Consider the following 18,079-nt stretch of genomic DNA (forward strand, 5'->3'; position numbering starts at 1 on the left):
CGTGATTCGATGAGCCTCGGTTCCGCCCCCATGGTTCCCACCGCGCGCGCGGCCGGGCTACTGGCGCTGGCCGCGCCGGTGGCGCTGGTGATCGGCGCCACCCGGCCAGAGGCCTGGGTCGTGGCCCCCCTTTTCGGGTTGGTCGTGCTGGCGCTCATCGTCGTGGATGCGCTGCTGGCCGGGCGGCTCGGGGATCTGCGCGTCGCCGTTCCGGGCGATGTCGAGGTCGGCGTTCCGTTCGACGCGACGGTTACGCTGGACTTGTCCGGCGCCCGCGCCGCCCGCGTGGAACTGGCGCTGGAATGCGATCCCCGGCTGGCAAGCGGCGGCAGGGCGGGCCTCAGCCTGACGCGCGGGCCGGAAAGCTGGGGCGGAACCCTGAAGCTTCAGGCCTCCCGGCGCGGTACCGGGCGGATCTCGCGGACATGGCTGCGCTGGACCGGGCCGATGGGCCTTGGCGCGCGGCAGTTTCGGGGTGATCTGGACAAGGACGTGCGGGTATGGCCGAACATTGCCGCCGTGCGCTCGCCTGCCTTGCAGACTTTCCTCAAGGACGCGCAGTTCGGTCTGATCGCCCGCCGCATCCGGGGCGAGGGTACCCAGTTCGAATCGCTGGCTGAATATCAGCCGGGCATGGACCGTCGCCGGATCGACTGGAAAAGCTCGGCGCGCCACGTCCATCTCTATGCCAAGGAATACGAGACCGAACGCAACAACCAGATCGTCTTCGCCTTCGATTGCGGGCAGACGATGTGCGAGCCGATCCAGGGTATGCCCCGGCTCGACCGCGCGGTCTCGGCGGCGCTCGCCACCGGCTATGTCGCGCTGAAGGGCGGCGACCGGGTCTCGCTGTTCGGTTTTGCGGCGCGCCCCGAAGTGGCGACGCCCTTCGTTACCGCCTCGCGCGATTTCCACCGCCTGCAGCGCGCGGCGGCCGGGTTGGAGTATCGCTCGGAAGAGCCCAACTTTACGCTGGCCCTGGCGACTCTGGCCGCGCGGCTTCAGCGCCGCTCGCTGATCGTGGTCTTCTCTGACTTTACCGATCCCACCAGCGCCCAGCTCATGATCGAATCGATCGGACGCCTCGTCTCGCGCCATGTCGTGCTCTTCGTCACCATGGCGGACGATGAACTGGAGGCGATCTCCGGCGCTGCGCCGGACGATCTGGAAACGCTGTCCATGGCGGTTTCGGCCGATACCCTGCTGCGTCAGCGCGCGCTGGTGACGAAGAAGCTGCAACAGCTGGGCGTCGACGTGATCGAGGCACCCTATCATACGATCGGCACGCGCCTGATCGACGCCTATCTCGAAATCAAGCGCTCGGGAGCGATCGGATGAACCTCGCCGGCCTGTTCTCCAATTCGGGTCTGCCCGATTCCGTTGCCGCCATCGAAAGCGCCGCGCTGCGTTCCGACCGTTTCCGGCTGGAGCGCGAGGCGGATTGGCAAAGGCTGGAAGCGATCGTCAGCCGCATGGAAAAGGGGCGCCTGCGCCGCCTTTCCGACGAAGATCTGCTGGCCCTGCCGGGCCTCTACCGCACGGTGGCCTCCAGCCTTTCGATCGCCCGCGAGACATCGCTGGACGCCGCGACGCTGGCCTATCTGGAAGGGCTGGTGCAGCGCGCCTGGTTCGTCGTCTACGGTCCGCGCAGTTCGCTGTGGGACTGGCTGCGCGGCTTTCTGGGCGGCGGCTGGAGCGCGGCGGTGCGAACGATCTGGCTCGACATTCTGGTGGCCCTGGCGGTCATGGTGGCAGGCACGGCGGTCGGCTGGCTGCTCGTGGCGCATGACGTGGACTGGTATCACGCGCTGGTCGGCGGCGACATGGCGGGCGGGCGCGTGCCCGGCGCGACGCCGGAGGCCTTGCGCCGGACCCTGTTCGGTGAAGCCGACCGCAGCGGCATGAGTCTGTTCGCCACCCAGCTTTTCAGCAACAATTCGCAAGTCTCGATCCTGGCCTTTGCGCTGGGATTCGCGTTCGGCATCCCTTCGCTGCTCCTGCTGATCCACAACATGGCGATGCTGGGGGCAATGCTCTGGCTCTACAACGGTGCGGGGCTGCTGGTCGATTTCGCGGGCTGGCTGGCCGTCCACGGCACGACGGAGCTTTTCGCGATCCTGCTGGCGGGCGCGGCGGGGCTGCATATCGGCCGTGCCCTGACCTTTCCCGGCAATCGACCCGTGCTTCAGGCCACGGCCGAGGCGGGCCGCCGCGCCGCGCTGGTCATGACCGGGGTGGTGCTGATGCTGATCGTTGCTGCGCTGCTTGAGGGTTTCGCGCGCCAGCTGGTAGACCAGACCTTCGGCCGCTTCGCGATCGGCGGCTTCATGTTGGCCCTGTGGTGCGCCTATTTCTTCGCCTTCCGGGGCAATCGCGGCAAAGTGCGCATCGCATGAGCGTGGTCCCGACCCGCTACCGCCGCACCCGGCAGGACCGCGTGCTGGTGACGCCCGAGGGCATTTCGGTGCCCGTGACCGTCGCCAGCCGGGGTGCGCGGGCCGGTGCGCTGATTCTCGATTTCGTGGTGATCCTGGTGCTCATGGGCCTGACCACCTGGGGCCTGATCGAGATCGCGGGCGGCGTCAGCGGCATCGATCGCAATCTCGATCAGAAGAATGCGCTAGGCCATGCGCTGCAGTTTCTGGTGATCCTCTGGGTCGTGGCCATGTTCCTGTTTCGCAACGCCTATTTCCTGTTCTTCGAACTGGGGCCGCGCGGCGCCACGCCGGGCAAGCGGATCGTCGGCATCCGCATCGCCGCGCGCGACGGCGGGCGGCTTACGGCGGAAATGGTGATCGCGCGCAACCTGCTGCGCGATATCGAGCTGTTCCTGCCGATCGTCTTCATCATGCAGGCGGGCGCGGAAAGCGGCATGGGCTGGCTGGCGGCCACCGGCTGGTTGGCGATTTTCCTGCTGATGCCCCTGTTCAACCGCGACGGGTTGCGCGCGGGCGACATGATCGCCGGAACCTGGGTGCTGGAGCGGCCGCGTCAGAAGCTGGAGGCGGCGATGTCGGTCGGTTCACCGGCCCCCGTTCCCGCCGAGCAGCAACCGGATGCGCCCCGCGCCGGAGACACCCGCCGCCACTACCGGTTCGAGGAAGCGGAACTGGCGGTCTACGGCGAATACGAGCTTCAGGCCCTCGAACGGGTGCTGCGCGACGACCGCTCGCATTCGTTGGAGAACGTCTATCAGACAATCGCCCACAAGATCGGGCGGACCGACGGCTGGAACGACGAGCGTGCCTTCCTGGAGGACTACTACACCCAGTTGCGCGCCCGGCTGGAAGCGGGCATGCGCATGGGCCGCCGCAAGGCCGACAAGTTTTCCGGGACCCAGGGATGACGCTTAAATTTTCGTTGGTGCAGGACGATCTCACCGATCGCCGGGTGCTGGACCTGCTCCAGTTTCATCTCGACGAGATGCACCGCTGGTCGCCGCCCGAAAGCGTCCACGCCATGCCTGCGGAGCGTCTGCGCCAGCCGGACGTGACGTTCTTTTCGGCCTGGGACGGGGAGCGCGTGGTCGGCTGCGGCGCGATCAAGCACCTCGATGCGGAGCACGGCGAACTCAAGTCGATGCGCGCTGCGCCCGACTATCGCGGCAAGGGCGTGGGCAAGGCGATCCTGCTGCGCCTGATCGAGGAGGCCCGCGCGCGGGGCTATGCGCGGGTCAGTCTGGAAACCGGGCGGCCCGAGCCGTTCCATGCGGCGCACGGGCTTTACCGCGCGCACGGTTTCGTGGAGTGCCCGCCCTTCGGCAGCTATGAGCCCGATCCTTTCTCCATGTGCATGACCAGGGAACTGTGATGAATCTGCGCCTCGCCGCCGCCGCCGATGCCGCCGCGCTGGCCGACCTTGGCGCGCGCAGCTTCGTCGCCAAGTTCGGGTACATGTATACGCCGGAGGATCTCGCCGATTTCCTGGCCGATTCGCATAGCGAGGCGAAGGCCGCGAAGGAGATCGCCGATCCGTCCATGCGGGTGTTCCTTGCCGAGGAAGAAGGCAGGCTGCTGGGGTTCTGCAAGCTGGTGCTTGCCTGCGGCTGGCCCGACCATGCGCGCGGGCAGAGCGTGATCGAGCTCAAGCAGCTCTACACCGATCCGCAGACCACCGGACGCGGGATCGGCACGGCATTGATGGACCGGGCACTGGAAATCGCTCGTGAACAGGCTGCCGACGAAGTGCAGCTGTCCGTGTGGAGCGGCAACGAAGGCGCGCAGCGGTTCTATGCGCGCTACGGTTTCGCGAAAGTGGCCGACATCTACTTCATGGTCGGCGAGCAGCGGGACGACGAGTTTCTCTACGCCCGGATGATGTGAGGCGTGTTCTACCGCCTCTGGCGGCGCTCCATGGGCAGCGTGGGCTTGTGCGAATCCGATAGCGCCCTGGCCTGGGCGGCGGGCAGGCCAAGGTCGGTGAGCGCCCGTTCAAGCGCCTGCTCCTTGGGTACGGCCTCATCCGGCGCGACGCCGTCTCCTTCCCAGTCCTTGCCGGTCGTAGGATCGTAAGTACGCCCCACCGGCAGGAAAACCGCGAGACCGCCCGGCAGATCGACCTGACCGCCGAAATGGTTCGCCCCGGCTGTCGGCTCTCCCACCAGGGTCGCGCGGTGGGTGATCTTCATGGCAAGGGCGAAATGCTCGGCGGCAGAGGCCGTGCGGGGGCCGGTGAGCAGGTAGACTTTGGCGCTGCGCAGCCGGGTATCGGCATTGGGCGTGACCCAATGCTCGCGCCGCACCATGCGCGGGTCAGGCAGCAGCTTCATCGAGGGGATGCCCGCGATGGGAGAGCCGAGTTCCTCTTCGGCGGCGCGCGGGCTTTCCATCGTCACCAGCCGCGTCGGCGTGGCGAAAAGCCAGGGCAGCATGACGTCCATCTGCTGGACCCCGCCGCCGTGATGGGTGCGCAAGTCGAAGATCAAGGCCCGCGCGGCGGCGTGATCGGCCATGAACTGCGCCATGGCGCGGGTGGTCGCCTCGTCGTCGGGAAATTCGTTGATGCGGATATAGGCGACGCCCGGCGCGATCCAGCCGGGCTGCTCGTAGAGCGGGATGGGCGGGCGTGTCGCCGTTGCTGCCGCGCCTGCCTGGGACGAGGCTTCCGGCTCGGCCGCCCAGACGCGCAAGTGGCCGTCCGGTGCGGCCGATTGGAGATCCGCAGTCATTGCTCTGGCGGCTTCGTCCTTCGGCAGCGTGGCGTAGCGACCCGCGCCGACGGCGCCGCGCAAGGTGGCGGCATAGCGGGCGCCTTGCTCGGGGGAGATGAACATGCGTTCCAGCAGGTCCGCCAGCTTGCAGGCAGCCGCATCGTTGCTCTCGGGCGCTGCGGCAGGGCAGGGTGAGGGGGGAGATGACGACACAGGCGGCGGCGTGGCGAGCGCCGTCCCCGAGGCCAGCGCAGAGGCGATCGAGAGGGGGAGGACGAGGGCTGAAACGATGCTCTTCATGGCGGACTTTCGGATGTCTTCTCTGCCTTGGAGAATGCCCCGATTCCCCGGAAAACGACAAATGCCCCCGACGGCAGGTTTCAGGCTTTCGTCGAAAGCCGCAATGGTGCTTCAAACCGTCACCGCAAAGGCCTATAGGGGCGGCATGTCATCCGTACGTCCCTGGCGCGACATCGAGCGCCGCAAGAGCCGCCAGATCATGGTCGGCAATGTGCCCGTCGGCGGCGATGCCCCGATCACGGTGCAGACCATGACCAATACCCTCACGTCCGACGCGAAGGCGACGATCGAGCAGATCCGCCGCTGCGAGGATGCCGGGGCGGACCTGATCCGCGTTTCCTGCCCGGACGTGGAGAGCACGGCGGCGATGAAGGAAATCGTCCGCGCCGCCCGTGTGCCGCTGATCGCGGACATCCATTTCCATTACAAGCGGGCGCTTGAGGCCGCCGATGCCGGTGCCGCCTGCCTGCGCATCAATCCCGGCAATATCGGATCCCACGACCGCGTGGCCGAAGTGGTGCGCGCCGCCAAGGCCAACGGCTGTGCGATCCGCATCGGCGTCAATGCGGGCAGTCTCGAAAAGGACCTTCTGGAAAAGTACGGCGAGCCGTGCCCCGAAGCGCTCGTCGAATCGGCGCTGGATCACATCAAGCTGCTCCAGGATCATGACTTCCACGAATACAAGGTGGCGGTGAAGGCCAGCGACGTGTTCCTGGCCGTTGCCGCCTATCAGGGCCTTGCCGATGCGGTGGACTGTCCGCTGCACCTGGGCATTACCGAGGCGGGCGGGCTGATCGGGGGCACCGTGAAGTCCTCCATCGGCATGGGCATGCTGCTCTGGTCCGGCATCGGCGACACCCTGCGCGTCTCGCTCTCCGCCGAGCCGGAAGAGGAAGTGCGCGTTGGTTTCGAGATGCTCAAGGCGCTGGGCCTGCGCACGCGCGGCGTGCGCGTGGTGTCCTGCCCCAGCTGTGCGCGGCAAGGCTTCGACGTGATCCGCACGGTAGAGGCGCTGGAAGACCGCCTCCAGCACATCAAGACCCCACTCTCGCTCTCGGTGCTCGGCTGCGTCGTCAACGGCCCCGGCGAGGCGCGCGAGACCGACATCGGCCTGACTGGTGGCGGCAACGGAAAGCACATGGTCTACCTTTCGGGCGTGACCGACCACGTCGTCCAGTCCGAGGACATGCTCGACCATATCGTCAAGCTGGTAGAGGCCAAGGCTGCCGAGATCGAAGCCGCGAACGAGGCGCAGGCCCAGGCAGCCGAATGACTCCTGCCGAATGAGTTTCAGCCAGCGCATGGGCGGGGAGGTACGCGCTTTCCTCGCCTCGCTGCGTGACGGCGTCAGGCTGTGGAAGCTGGCGCCGATCATCCCCGCGCTCGCCGTGCTGCCGGAGTTTGCGCAGCATGTCGTCGAGATAAGGCTGGGCATGTTCGCCAGCCACGATGCCTTCGCTGCGTTCGGTTCCGCGCCCGCGCGGATGTCGCTGGGGGCGATCAAGATGGCGGGGTTCCTTATCGCCATCCTGCTGGCCGCGCGCTTCTGGGCCAATCGGGCGGAAGGCGCGCGGTTCTGGAGCCTTGCCGGGATCGGCTGGAAGCAGGTGCTGCTGGGCTTTGCCGTGCAGGTGCTGTGCTCGATCCCCGGCCTCTTCGCCTTTCGCCTGCCGCCTGCCGGGCAGTTCGCGCTGTCGGCGTCGCTCTTCGTGGCCAGCCTGCCGGGTCTGGTGCTGATGATCGGCGGACTGCTGGGAGACCGGACCAGCGGGTTGAAGGACGCCTATCGGAACGGCTGGGGGCAGGCGTTGCGCATGGCGCTCTTTACCGGGCCGGTCTTCGCGTTGCTGCAACAGCTCCATCACGGCAACCACGTCTTCGCGCTCGGCAAGCCCTTGGCGGTGGTCTGGGGATTGATGACCTGGGATGCCCTGCTGGTCGGCCTGATCGCGACCATGGTGGGGACGGGGCTTTACTACGGCTATCGGGGCGGGCGCTTCCTTAGCTCGTCATTACAAGCGTAGCGCGCCGCTTGATCGGGATGCCAGGTCGAGGGGGCAGGGGCCGCCCTCAGGCCACCCCTCCGATCCCCGCAAGGCTGGACCAGACTGCGAACGCGGCCATGGCGATGACCGAGGCCATCGCTGCGGGTACGAACTTGGACTCGGGATTGCCCATCTGGAATCAGCCTTGCGGAGCGAACGGAAGGTAGCGCCTCTATGCCCGTGACGGGGCGGGCAGGCCATGTCGCCGGTCGAGCTTGGTAAGCCGCCCATCGAAGCGCCTGTCATCGAACCTCAAGCAAAAGGCCCCGCCGGAGCGATCCGGCGGGGCCTTTCGTGTGCCTGTCAGGTGGAGGCGGGAAGCTTACGCTTCGTCGCCACCTTCCGGCTGTTCGTCACCCTTGATCAGGTAATCGCCGGCATCGGCGTCCAGACCATGGGTTTCACCTTCGACTGCGGCGAGCGGATCGTTGCCGATCGCGGCTTCCGGGCCCTGGGCCAGTTCGGCTGCATGCTCTTCTTCCGCCGAATTGGCGGCGATCAGGGCTTCCTGCATGCGGCGGTAGGACGCGCGCAGGGCAGCATCGCGGCTGGTGGCCGCCACGCGGACGCGGTTCATGCCGGCGCCGGTACCCGCCGGGATGAGGCGGCCGACGATGACGTTTTCCTTGAGGCCGATGAGCGAGTCCTTCTTGCCCTCGACAGCCGCCTGCGTGAGCACGCGGGTGGTCTCCTGGAACGACGCCGCCGAGATGAACGAGCGGGTCTGGAGCGACGCCTTGGTGATGCCGAGAAGCACCGGCTTGCCTTCCGCGGGCTGCTTGCCCTCGGGAAGCTTGCTGTTGATCTCGAACATTTCCTCGTAGTCGACCTGTTCGCCCGGCAGCAGGGTGGTGTCGCCACCGGCCGTGATCTCGACCTTCTGCAGCATCTGACGAACGATCGTCTCGATGTGCTTGTCGTTGATCTTCACGCCCTGCAAGCGGTAGACTTCCTGGATTTCCGCGACGAGGTATTCTGCCAGAGCCTCGACGCCGAGGACTTCCAGAATGTCGTGCGGATCGGGCGAGCCCGAGATCAGGTTGTCGCCCTTCTTGACGAAGTCGCCTTCCTGCACATCGATCACGCGGCTCTTCGGGATCAGGTACTCAACCGGATCACCCTCTTCCGGGATGATCGCGATCTTGCGCTTGGCCTTGTAGTCACGCACGAACTCGATGCGGCCGGAGACCTTGGCGATGATCGAGTTGTCCTTCGGCTTGCGGGCCTCGAACAGTTCGGCAACGCGCGGCAGACCGCCGGTGATGTCGCGGGTCTTGGCGGCTTCGCGCGAAGCACGGGCGATGATGTCGCCGGCTTCGACGGTCTGGCCGTCCTCGACCGAGAGCGTGGTGCCCGGCGCCATCATGTAGCGTGCGGTTTCACCCGAACCCTCGTCCAGAAGGGTGATGCGCGGACGCAGGTCTTCCTTCTTCTTCGCGCTGCGCGACGAACGGTCTTCGGTGACGACGCGGCTGGTCATGCCGGTCGCATCGTCGACCTGCTCGGTCAGCGTGCGGGTGTCGATCAGGTCCTGATACTTCACCGTACCCGAGGTTTCGGTGATGATCGGGAGCGAGAACGGATCCCACTCGGCCAGGCGTTCGCCTTCCTTCACCGCCGCACCGTTGGTGTGCAGCAGCACCGTACCGTAAGGCACGCGGTGCATGGCGCGCTCGCGGCCTTCGCTGTCGAACACCACGATCTCGCCGTTGCGGGCGAGCGACAGGCGGCGACCGCGCTTGTCGACGATCGTCGGGATGTCGCGGTACTCGACCTTACCGTCGCAGATCGATTCCAGGTGGCTGGTTTCGTTGAGCTGCGCGGCACCGCCGATGTGGAAGGTACGCATGGTGAGCTGCGTGCCCGGTTCACCGATCGACTGTGCGGCGATGACGCCGACGGCTTCACCGATGTTGACCGGGGTACCACGGGCAAGGTCACGACCGTAGCACTTGCCGCAGACGCCCTGCTGGGCTTCGCAGACCAGCGGCGAACGGATGCGGGCAGCCTGCAGGCCGGTCGCCTCGATAGCCGCCACGGCGGCTTCGTCGAGGAGCTGGCCCTTGGCGGCAACCACGTTGCCTTCCTTGTCGACGATGTCCTCGGCCAGGGTACGGCCCAGGATACGCTCGGCGAGCGAGGCGATGGTGGAACCGCCCTGCACGATCGAACGCATTTCCAGCGCGCGCTCGGTACCGCAATCCTCGATCACGACGACGCAGTCCTGCGACACGTCGACCAGACGGCGGGTCAGGTAACCCGAGTTCGCCGTCTTGAGCGCCGTATCCGCCAGGCCCTTACGGGCGCCGTGGGTCGAGTTGAAGTATTCAAGAACGGTCAGACCTTCCTTGAAGTTCGAGATGATCGGCGTTTCGATGATCTCGCCCGACGGCTTGGCCATGAGGCCGCGCATACCGCCCAGCTGCTTCATCTGCGCCGGGGAACCACGCGCACCGGAGTGGCTCATCATGTAGATCGAGTTGATCTGGGCCATGCGGCCGGTCTCGGGATCGATCGGCTGCGCCTTGAGGTCTTCCATCATGGCGTTCGCCACCTGGTCGCCGCAACGGCTCCAGGCGTCGATCACCTTGTTGTACTTTTCCTGCTGGGTGATGAGGCCGTCCTGGTACTGCTGCTCGTAGTCGGCAACCAGTTCCTTGGTCTCGTTCACCAGGGCTTCCTTCGATTCCGGGATGATCATGTCATCCTTGCCGAAGGAGATGCCGGCCTTGAACGCGTTGCGGAAGCCGAGCGACATGATCGCGTCGGCGAACAGCACCGTGTCCTTCTGGCCGGTGTGGCGATAGACCTGGTCGATGACGTCACCGATTTCCTTCTTGGTGAGAAGGCGGTTGACGACGTCGAAGGGCACGGTGTGCGACTTGGGCAGGCATTCGCCCAGCAGCATGCGGCCCGGCGTGGTCTCGAAGCGCTTCATGTACTGCTCGCCGTTCTCGTCGGTCTGCGGCACGCGGGCCTCGATCTTCGAGTGCAGCGTCACGGCACCGACGTGAAGCGCCTGATGCACTTCGGCCATGTCCGCGAACTTCATGCCTTCGCCCGGCTCGCCGGTACGGTCCATCGACAGGTAGTAGAGGCCGAGAACCATGTCCTGCGAAGGCACGATGATCGGCTTGCCGTTGGCGGGCGAGAGGATGTTGTTGGTGGACATCATCAGCACGCGCGCTTCCAGCTGGGCTTCCAGCGAGAGCGGCACGTGGACGGCCATCTGGTCACCGTCGAAGTCGGCGTTGAAGGCCGAGCAGACGAGCGGGTGCAGCTGGATCGCCTTGCCTTCGATCAGCACGGGCTCGAACGCCTGGATGCCCAGACGGTGGAGCGTGGGCGCGCGGTTCAGCATGACCGGGTGCTCGCGAATGACTTCGTCGAGGATGTCCCAGACTTCCTTGCGCTCCTTCTCGACCCACTTCTTGGCCTGCTTCAGGGTCATGGAGAGACCCTTGGCGTCCAGGCGGGCGTAGATGAACGGCTTGAACAGCTCGAGCGCCATCTTCTTGGGAAGACCGCACTGGTGCAGCTTGAGTTCGGGACCGGTCACGATGACCGAACGGCCCGAATAGTCGACGCGCTTACCCAGAAGGTTCTGACGGAAGCGGCCCTGCTTGCCCTTGAGCATGTCGGACAGCGACTTCAGCGGACGCTTGTTGGCGCCGGTGATGACGCGGCCGCGGCGGCCGTTGTCGAACAGGGCGTCGACGGCTTCCTGCAGCATGCGCTTTTCGTTGCGGACGATGATGTCCGGCGCGCGCAGCTCGATCAGCCGCTTCAGACGGTTGTTGCGGTTGATGACGCGGCGATAGAGGTCGTTGAGGTCCGAGGTCGCGAAGCGGCCGCCGTCCAGGGGCACCAGCGGGCGCAGTTCGGGCGGAATGACCGGCACGACGTCAAGGATCATCCACTCGGGGCGGTTGCCCGAATCGATGAACGATTCCACGACCTTGAGGCGCTTGATGATCTTCTTGGGCTTGAGTTCCGACTTGGTCGTCTCAAGTTCCTGGAGAAGGTCCGCACGCTCCTGCTCGAGGTCGAGGTTGATGAGCATGTGCTTCACCGCCTCGGCGCCGATACCGGCCGAGAAGGCGTCTTCGCCGTACTCGTCCTGGGCGTCGAGCATCTCGTCTTCGGTGAGGAGCTGGTACTTCTCGAGCGGGGTCAGGCCCGGCTCGATGACGATGTAGCTCTCGAAGTAGAGGACGCGCTCAAGCTGCTTGAGCTGCATGTCGAGCAGCAGGCCGATGCGCGAGGGCAGCGACTTCAGGAACCAGATGTGCGCGACAGGCGCGGCCAGCTCGATATGGCCCATGCGCTCGCGGCGCACCTTGGTGACGGTGACTTCGACGCCGCACTTTTCGCAGACGACGCCCTTGTACTTCATGCGCTTGTACTTGCCGCAAAGGCATTCGTAGTCCTTCACGGGACCGAAGATGCGGGCGCAGAAGAGGCCGTCACGCTCAGGCTTGAACGTACGGTAGTTGATGGTTTCCGGCTTCTTGATCTCGCCGAAGGACCAGGAGCGGATGCGCTCGGGCGAGGCGAGACCGATCTGGATCTGATCGAAGGTCTCGGGCTTCGCCATCTGGTTGGTGAACTTGGACAGGTCGTTCATAGTTTCAGTCCCCTGGGGGTGAATTCTCTAGGCGGAAGGTGGGAGGGCGGAGCGCGAACCCCGCCCGATCCCGTTATTCCGCCGCCAGCGCCACGCCGTCGTCGTCCTCGTCGTTGTCGAGCGAGGAGAGTTCGACGTTGAGGCCCAGCGAGCGCATTTCCTTGACGAGCACGTTGAAGCTTTCGGGAATGCCGGCCTCGAAGGTGTCGTCGCCCTTGACGATCGCTTCGTAGACCTTGGTGCGGCCGACCACGTCGTCCGACTTCACCGTGAGCATTTCCTGGAGCGTGTAAGCCGCGCCGTAGGCCTGGAGAGCCCAGACCTCCATTTCACCGAAGCGCTGGCCGCCGAACTGCGCCTTACCGCCCAGCGGCTGCTGGGTGACGAGCGAGTAGGGGCCGATCGAACGGGCGTGGATCTTGTCGTCGACAAGGTGGTGCAGCTTGAGCACGTACTTGCAGCCGACGGTCACCTTGCGGTCGAAACGGTCGCCGGTGCGGCCGTCGTAGAGATCGACCTGACCCGATTCGTCGAGACCGGCGAGCTTCAGCATGGCCGAGACGTCAGCCTCGACCGCGCCGTCGAACACCGGCGAGCCCATCGGCACGCCCTTGCGGACGGACTGGGCGAACTCGACGATCTGTTCGTCGCTGCGCGCTTCGATGTCGGCGGTGTAGTTCTCGCCGTAGATCTCCTTGAGCAGTTCGCGAACGGCTTCCGGCGGCTGACCGGCTTCCGGGTTCGGATTGGCTGCGCGCCAGTCGTCCAGAGCCGCGCCGATACGCGCGCCCAGGCCGCGAGCGGCCCAGCCGAGGTGCGTTTCGAAGATCTGGCCGACGTTCATGCGCGAAGGCACGCCGAGCGGGTTCAGAACGAAATCGACCGGGGTACCGTCTTCGAGGAAGGGCATGTCCTCCAGCGGCAGGATGCGGCTGATGATACCCTTGTTGCCGTGACGGCCGGCCATCTTGTCGCCCGGCTGAAGCTTGCGCTTCACGGCCACGAAGACCTTGACCATCTTCAGGACGCCCGGGGCCAGCTCGTCGCCGCGCTCCAGCTTTTCCTTGCGGTCCTCGAACTTCTCCTGGATCGCCTTGACGGTGAGGTCGTACTGGGTCTTCACCGCTTCGAGCTGCGACTGCATGTGATCGTCCGCAACCGCGAACTTCCACCACTCGTGACGCTCGACCTCGTCCAGCACCTCTTCCGTGATGTCCACGCCCTTCTTGAGGCCCTTGGGCGCCGAAGCGGCGACCTGGCCGAGGAGCATGTCCTTCAGACGGTTGTAGGTGGCGCGGTTGAGGATGGCGCGTTCGTCCTCGCGGTCCTTGGCGAGGCGTTCGATTTCCTCGTTCTGGATCGCGCGGGTACGGTCATCGACCTCGATACCGTGGCGGTTGAAGACGCGAACGTCGACGATCGTGCCCGAAACGCCCGGCGGCAGACGCAGCGAGGTGTCGCGGACGTCCGAAGCCTTTTCACCGAAGATGGCGCGCAGGAGCTTTTCTTCCGGCGTCATCGGGCTTTCGCCCTTCGGCGTGATCTTGCCGACCAGGATGTCGCCCGGATGCACTTCGGCGCCGATGTAGACGATGCCCGCTTCGTCGAGGTTGCGCAGGGCTTCCTCGCCGACGTTGGGGATGTCGCGGGTGATGTCTTCCGGGCCCAGCTTGGTGTCGCGGGCCATCACTTCGAACTCGTCGATGTGGATCGAGGTGAAGACGTCTTCCTTCACGATCCGCTCGGAGATCAGGATGGAGTCTTCGTAGTTGTAGCCGTTCCAGGGCATGAACGCGACGAGCACGTTGCGGCCCAGGGCCAGTTCGCCCAGCTCGGTGGAGGGACCGTCGGCGATGGTGTCGCCGGCCTGGACCACTTCGCCCACCTTCACCAGCGGGCGCTGGTTGATGCAGGTCGACTGGTTCGAACGCTCGAACTTCTGGAGACGGTAGATGTCGACGCCCGACTTGCCGGGTTCGATATCGCCCGAGGCGCGGATGACGATACGGGTGGCGTCCACCTGGTCGACGATACCGGCGCGCAGCGCCGAGATCGCGGCGCCCGAGTCACGCGCAACCGTTTCTTCCATGCCGGTGCCGACGAACGGAGCGTCCGCCTGCACGAGCGGCACGGCCTGACGCTGCATGTTCGATCCCATGAGCGCGCGGTTGGCGTCGTCGTTTTCCAGGAACGGAATGAGCGAGGCGGCCACCGAGACGAGCTGCTTGGGCGAAACGTCCATCAGCGTGATCTGGTCGCGCGGGCTCATCACGAATTCGCCGTTCTGGCGCGCCGAGACGAGTTCTTCGACGAACGAACCGTCGGTGTTCAGCCCTGCCGACGCCTGCGCGACGGTGTGCTTCTGCTCTTCCATGGCCGAAAGGTAGACGACCTCGCCCGAGACGTGACCGTCCACGACGCGGCGGTACGGGGTTTCGATGAAGCCGTACTTGTTGACGCGGGCGAACGTCGAGAGCGAGTTGATCAGACCGATGTTCGGGCCTTCCGGCGTTTCGATCGGGCAGATGCGGCCATAGTGGGTCGGGTGAACGTCGCGGACTTCGAAGCCGGCGCGCTCACGGGTAAGACCACCCGGCCCAAGTGCCGAGACGCGGCGCTTGTGGGTGACTTCCGAAAGCGGGTTGGTCTGGTCCATGAACTGCGAGAGCTGCGAGGAACCGAAGAACTCGCGCACAGCGGCCACGGCGGGCTTGGCGTTGATGAGGTCGTTCGGCATGACCGTCGACACGTCCACCGACGACATGCGCTCCTTCACGGCGCGCTCCATGCGAAGCAGGCCGACGCGGTACTGGTTCTCGAGCAGCTCGCCCACCGAACGCACGCGGCGGTTGCCGAGGTTGTCGATGTCGTCAATTTCGCCCTTGCCGTCCTTGAGGCCGACCAGTTCCTTCACGACCGCGAGAATGTCGTCGGTGCGAAGGGTGGTGACGGTATCCTCGACGTCAAGGCCGAGACGCATGTTCAGCTTGACGCGGCCCACGGCCGAGAGGTCGTAGCGGTCGGCGTCGAAGAACAGGCCGGCGAAGAGGGCTTCGGCGGTTTCCTTCGTCGGCGGTTCGCCCGGACGCATGACCTTGTAGATCGCTTCCAGACCCATGTCGCGATTGTCGGCCTTGTCGGCCTTCATCGTGTTGCGGATCCAGGGGCCGGTATTGATGTCGTCGATGTCGAGCAGGTCGATCTGGTCGATGCCCGCGCGGTCGAGCGCTTCGAGGTTCTCCGGCGAAACTTCGTCGCCAGCCTCGATGTAGATGCGACCGGTCGACTCGTCGATCAGGTCCTTCGACGAATAGCGGCCGAAGATTTCCTCGGTCGGGATCAGCAGTTCCTCAAGACCGTCCTTCTGCGCCTTGTTGGCGGCACGCGGGCTGATCTTCTGGCCGGCCGGGAACACGACTTCGCCCGACTTGGCGTCGACGATGTCGAAGGCGGGCTTGGCGCCGCGCCAGGCTTCGGGCTGGTAGGGCAGCTGCCAGCCGCCCGAACCGCGCTTCCAGGTCACGGTCTGGTAGAAGTAGTCGAGGATCTGCTCGGAATCGAGGCCGAGGCTGTAGAGCAGCGCCGTGACCGGCAGCTTGCGCTTGCGGTCGATACGGACGTTGACGATGTCCTTGGCGTCGAACTCGAAGTCCAGCCACGAACCGCGATAGGGGATCACGCGGGCAGCGAAGAGGAACTTGCCCGAGGAGTGGGTCTTGCCGCGGTCATGGTCGAACAGGACGCCCGGCGAACGGTGCATCTGCGAGACGATCACGCGTTCGGTGCCGTTGATGAAGAAGGTGCCGTTTTCGGTCATGAGCGGCATGTCGCCCATGTAGACGTCCTGCTCCTTGATATCGAGGACCGAGCGGGTCTCGGTCTCGGCGTCCACTTCGAACACGATCAGGCGCAGCGTGACCTTCATCGGGGCCGCGTAAGTGATGCCGCGCTGGCGGCACTCGGTCACGTCGTACTTCGGCTCTTCCAGCTCGTAGTGGACGAAGTCCAGCTCGCTGGTGCCCGCGAAGTCGCGGATCGGGAAGACCGAACGCAGGGTCTTTTCCAGGCCCGAGACATAGCCGGTGGCCGGATCCGAACGCAGGAACTGTTCGTAGCTCTCGCGCTGGACCTCGATCAGGTTGGGCATCTGGACGACTTCGTGGATGTCGCCGAAGATCTTGCGGATCCGCTTCTTCGCGGATCGGACGCTTGCGGGCTTGGTGGCCATGAGCTGGTCTTTGCCTCTTCGCTTCTGAGGCCGATTCGCATGAACCGGCCCGTAAAAATTCGTCGTCGCGAGTGACGTTTTCCCTGCCTGGAGGCAGGGCATCAAAACGCCAAAAGGCCGCCCGGCACGCGCGCAAAACCTGGGGTTTCACGGTTGCGGCCAGCAGCCTTCTGCGTCAGATGAAACCCGTATCGCTTCCTTCCCGAGCCCGTTCCCGCGCATGAACGAACCTTGCTCGAAGCGATCGAGCGAGGGCGTCATATAGAAGTGGGCAGGGTCGATGTCAAACGGTCCGCTGCGGCGCCCGGGGGTGATCGAGGGTGTTCGGGCGGTCGGTGGTGCCACGATGCAAGAATCGAAGAAGTCGAGGCGTGTTCTGGGCGTGGTCGGTGAATGAACACGCCGGCCCTTGATGGCGTCTCGACAAGGAAGGCTTTTGTCTCCTTGTGTGCAGTTGTTCGTATTAGACTGCATTTCATCGGTATTTTTATTTCAGCTCGTCCCTGCAGTTGCGGATTTCTGTAACCCGATCGTGGCTCAGGCATTCAGTCTGCATGGAAAAAGAATACGCCCCCCGCTCGTATGGCGCGGTAACGGCGATTTCCGCCGTTCTCGCGCTCACCGCCATCCCTGCTCTCGCGCAGGACATGACGTCCGGCACCAGCTTGCCGACCCAGCCCGGGTCCGCGCCGATGCCGCCGACCGTCATCGTCCCGTCCGTGCCGAGCGCTATACCGCCTTCGGCAGCGCCCCCTCCTGCGAGTTCGGTGCCCGAACGCCCGGTGGTCACGCTTCCCGAGATTGGTGAGGCCCCAGAGCCAGCGCCGGAAGCGGCGGCCCCCGCCGAAGCCGCGCCTCCTGTCGCAGCGCGATCTAGCGATGCTGCGCAGGCGGTCGCACGTTCCGCGCCTGAGGCGACACGGGTTCCGACCCAGGCCGACCTCGGCACGGCGCGTGACGGTGCGCTCGCGCAGGGCGATGCGGTTACTCCCGTCGCAGCTGCCGCACCTCGCCGCGCCGAGCCTGTCCAGGCGCCCGCGCAGCGCGAGCCCGGCAGCGGTGATTTGCCCGCCCAGGGCGTGCTTGGGCTTCTGGCCGCGCTCGGCGTGGCGGGTGCCGGCATAGCGGCCATGCTGATGCGCCGCCGCAAGGTCTTGGACGAGCACGCCAACCATGCGTGGCCCGCAGCATCGACATCGGTCGATGACTTCGCGTCGATTCAGCCGCTCGAACCTGCGGCCGAGGCACGCCCCGCCGAAGCCGGGGTTCCCGTTGCGCGCGCCGGCCCGTCGTCCGAGGCCCTGTCTCAGGGGCCGGTGCCACTGGCGGAGGACCGCCAGGCCCTGCTCGACGCCATGGTCGCGGCGGCGCCCAATGCTGCCAACCCGTTCACCTCGCACAAGGCCCGGATGCGCCGCGCGCGGCTGATTCTCCAGCACCGCGAGCATATGCAGATGCAGGGCAAGCCCTTCGACTGGCGCACGTATCGCCCGACCATGCAGACCACTTCGACAGAGCCCGTGCCCGAGCGCGAGGATGCCGAGAAGGTGTGATGCCGAAATTGCCTGACGCCGAAATGGCGTGACTCCGGCCTGCTGCACCCCTTGCGCGGCAGGCCGGAAGGAGCGGGGCGGTTCCTTCGGGAATCGTCCCGTTTCCTTATGCGCGTCCGAGGTTCTCCCGCACGGTTTTTCGAAAAGCGATGCGGCACATATCGTTTTTCAATATTA

At 65.5% G+C, this 18,079-nt stretch carries 11 protein-coding genes; 8 read left to right on the forward strand and 3 right to left on the reverse strand.

The features are described from left to right. Positions 1-9 precede the first annotated feature (9 nt). From NTCA1_RS03705 to NTCA1_RS03725, 5 genes are read left to right on the forward strand one after another with little or no spacing between them, the layout of a single operon-like run. Positions 10-1,338 carry a DUF58 domain-containing protein gene (locus tag NTCA1_RS03705; protein ID WP_159828484.1) on the forward strand — a complete coding sequence of 443 codons (1,329 nt, stop codon included), beginning with the start codon at positions 10-12 and terminating at the stop codon, positions 1,336-1,338. Continuing rightward, a complete protein-coding gene (locus tag NTCA1_RS03710; RefSeq protein WP_159828487.1) occupies positions 1,335-2,396 on the forward strand; it encodes a stage II sporulation protein M in 1,062 nt (353 codons plus the stop codon). The genes NTCA1_RS03705 and NTCA1_RS03710 overlap by 4 nt, the downstream gene beginning before the upstream one ends. Then, positions 2,393-3,346, forward strand: coding sequence for an RDD family protein (locus tag NTCA1_RS03715; RefSeq protein ID WP_159828490.1), 954 nt, complete (start codon positions 2,393-2,395; stop codon positions 3,344-3,346). The genes NTCA1_RS03710 and NTCA1_RS03715 overlap by 4 nt, the downstream gene beginning before the upstream one ends. After that, positions 3,343-3,810, forward strand: a complete 468-nt coding sequence (locus NTCA1_RS03720; protein ID WP_159828493.1) for a GNAT family N-acetyltransferase — start codon at positions 3,343-3,345, stop codon at positions 3,808-3,810. Before NTCA1_RS03715 ends, NTCA1_RS03720 begins: the two co-directional genes overlap by 4 nt. After that, positions 3,810-4,322, forward strand: a complete 513-nt coding sequence (locus tag NTCA1_RS03725; RefSeq protein WP_159828496.1) for a GNAT family N-acetyltransferase — start codon at positions 3,810-3,812, stop codon at positions 4,320-4,322. The genes NTCA1_RS03720 and NTCA1_RS03725 overlap by 1 nt, the downstream gene beginning before the upstream one ends. 8 nt (positions 4,323-4,330) lie before the next feature. Here NTCA1_RS03725 and NTCA1_RS03730 read toward each other — a convergent pair whose 3' ends face one another. Beyond that, entirely contained in the window at positions 4,331-5,449 is a 1,119-nt protein-coding gene (locus NTCA1_RS03730) for a S41 family peptidase (protein ID WP_159828498.1), read from the reverse strand. A 145-nt stretch (positions 5,450-5,594) separates the two neighbouring features. Here NTCA1_RS03730 and ispG point away from each other — a divergent pair, with 145 nt between their 5' ends. Further along, positions 5,595-6,722 carry a flavodoxin-dependent (E)-4-hydroxy-3-methylbut-2-enyl-diphosphate synthase gene (gene ispG / locus NTCA1_RS03735; protein ID WP_159828500.1) on the forward strand — a complete coding sequence of 376 codons (1,128 nt, stop codon included), beginning with the start codon at positions 5,595-5,597 and terminating at the stop codon, positions 6,720-6,722. Positions 6,723-6,732: 10 nt separating this feature from the next. Continuing rightward, positions 6,733-7,473 (forward strand): hypothetical protein, encoded by a 741-nt coding sequence (locus tag NTCA1_RS03740; RefSeq protein ID WP_159828502.1) that lies wholly within the window; start codon positions 6,733-6,735, stop codon positions 7,471-7,473. Positions 7,474-7,816: 343 nt separating this feature from the next. On the opposite strand, the gene rpoC is transcribed toward NTCA1_RS03740, so the two are convergent. Further along, positions 7,817-12,121, reverse strand: a complete 4,305-nt coding sequence (rpoC, locus tag NTCA1_RS03745; RefSeq protein WP_133084414.1) for a DNA-directed RNA polymerase subunit beta' — start codon at positions 12,119-12,121, stop codon at positions 7,817-7,819. Positions 12,122-12,194: 73 nt separating this feature from the next. Further along, complete coding sequence (rpoB, locus tag NTCA1_RS03750; protein WP_086492645.1) at positions 12,195-16,349, reverse strand: DNA-directed RNA polymerase subunit beta; 4,155 nt, start codon at positions 16,347-16,349, stop codon at positions 12,195-12,197. A gap of 554 nt (positions 16,350-16,903) precedes the next feature. Here rpoB and NTCA1_RS03755 point away from each other — a divergent pair. Then, on the forward strand, positions 16,904-17,902 hold the full coding sequence (locus NTCA1_RS03755; protein WP_159828504.1) for a hypothetical protein: 999 nt from the start codon (positions 16,904-16,906) through the stop codon (positions 17,900-17,902). Positions 17,903-18,079 lie beyond the last annotated feature (177 nt).

It is taken from the genome of Novosphingobium sp. TCA1 (assembly GCF_009811895.1).
Classification (GTDB): Bacteria; Pseudomonadota; Alphaproteobacteria; order Sphingomonadales; family Sphingomonadaceae; genus Novosphingobium; species Novosphingobium panipatense_A.

Coding starts and splice junctions, on each gene's coding strand:
- rpoB (WP_086492645.1), bottom strand. CDS start 16,349: ATGGCCACCAAGCCCGCAAGCGTCCGATCCGCGAAGAAGCGGATCCGC.
- ispG (WP_159828500.1), top strand. CDS start 5,595: ATGTCATCCGTACGTCCCTGGCGCGACATCGAGCGCCGCAAGAGCCGC.
- NTCA1_RS03720 (WP_159828493.1), top strand. CDS start 3,343: ATGACGCTTAAATTTTCGTTGGTGCAGGACGATCTCACCGATCGCCGG.
- NTCA1_RS03715 (WP_159828490.1), top strand. CDS start 2,393: ATGAGCGTGGTCCCGACCCGCTACCGCCGCACCCGGCAGGACCGCGTG.
- NTCA1_RS03705 (WP_159828484.1), top strand. CDS start 10: ATGAGCCTCGGTTCCGCCCCCATGGTTCCCACCGCGCGCGCGGCCGGG.
- NTCA1_RS03755 (WP_159828504.1), top strand. CDS start 16,904: ATGGAAAAAGAATACGCCCCCCGCTCGTATGGCGCGGTAACGGCGATT.
- rpoC (WP_133084414.1), bottom strand. CDS start 12,121: ATGAACGACCTGTCCAAGTTCACCAACCAGATGGCGAAGCCCGAGACC.
- NTCA1_RS03725 (WP_159828496.1), top strand. CDS start 3,810: ATGAATCTGCGCCTCGCCGCCGCCGCCGATGCCGCCGCGCTGGCCGAC.
- NTCA1_RS03740 (WP_159828502.1), top strand. CDS start 6,733: ATGAGTTTCAGCCAGCGCATGGGCGGGGAGGTACGCGCTTTCCTCGCC.
- NTCA1_RS03710 (WP_159828487.1), top strand. CDS start 1,335: ATGAACCTCGCCGGCCTGTTCTCCAATTCGGGTCTGCCCGATTCCGTT.
- NTCA1_RS03730 (WP_159828498.1), bottom strand. CDS start 5,449: ATGAAGAGCATCGTTTCAGCCCTCGTCCTCCCCCTCTCGATCGCCTCT.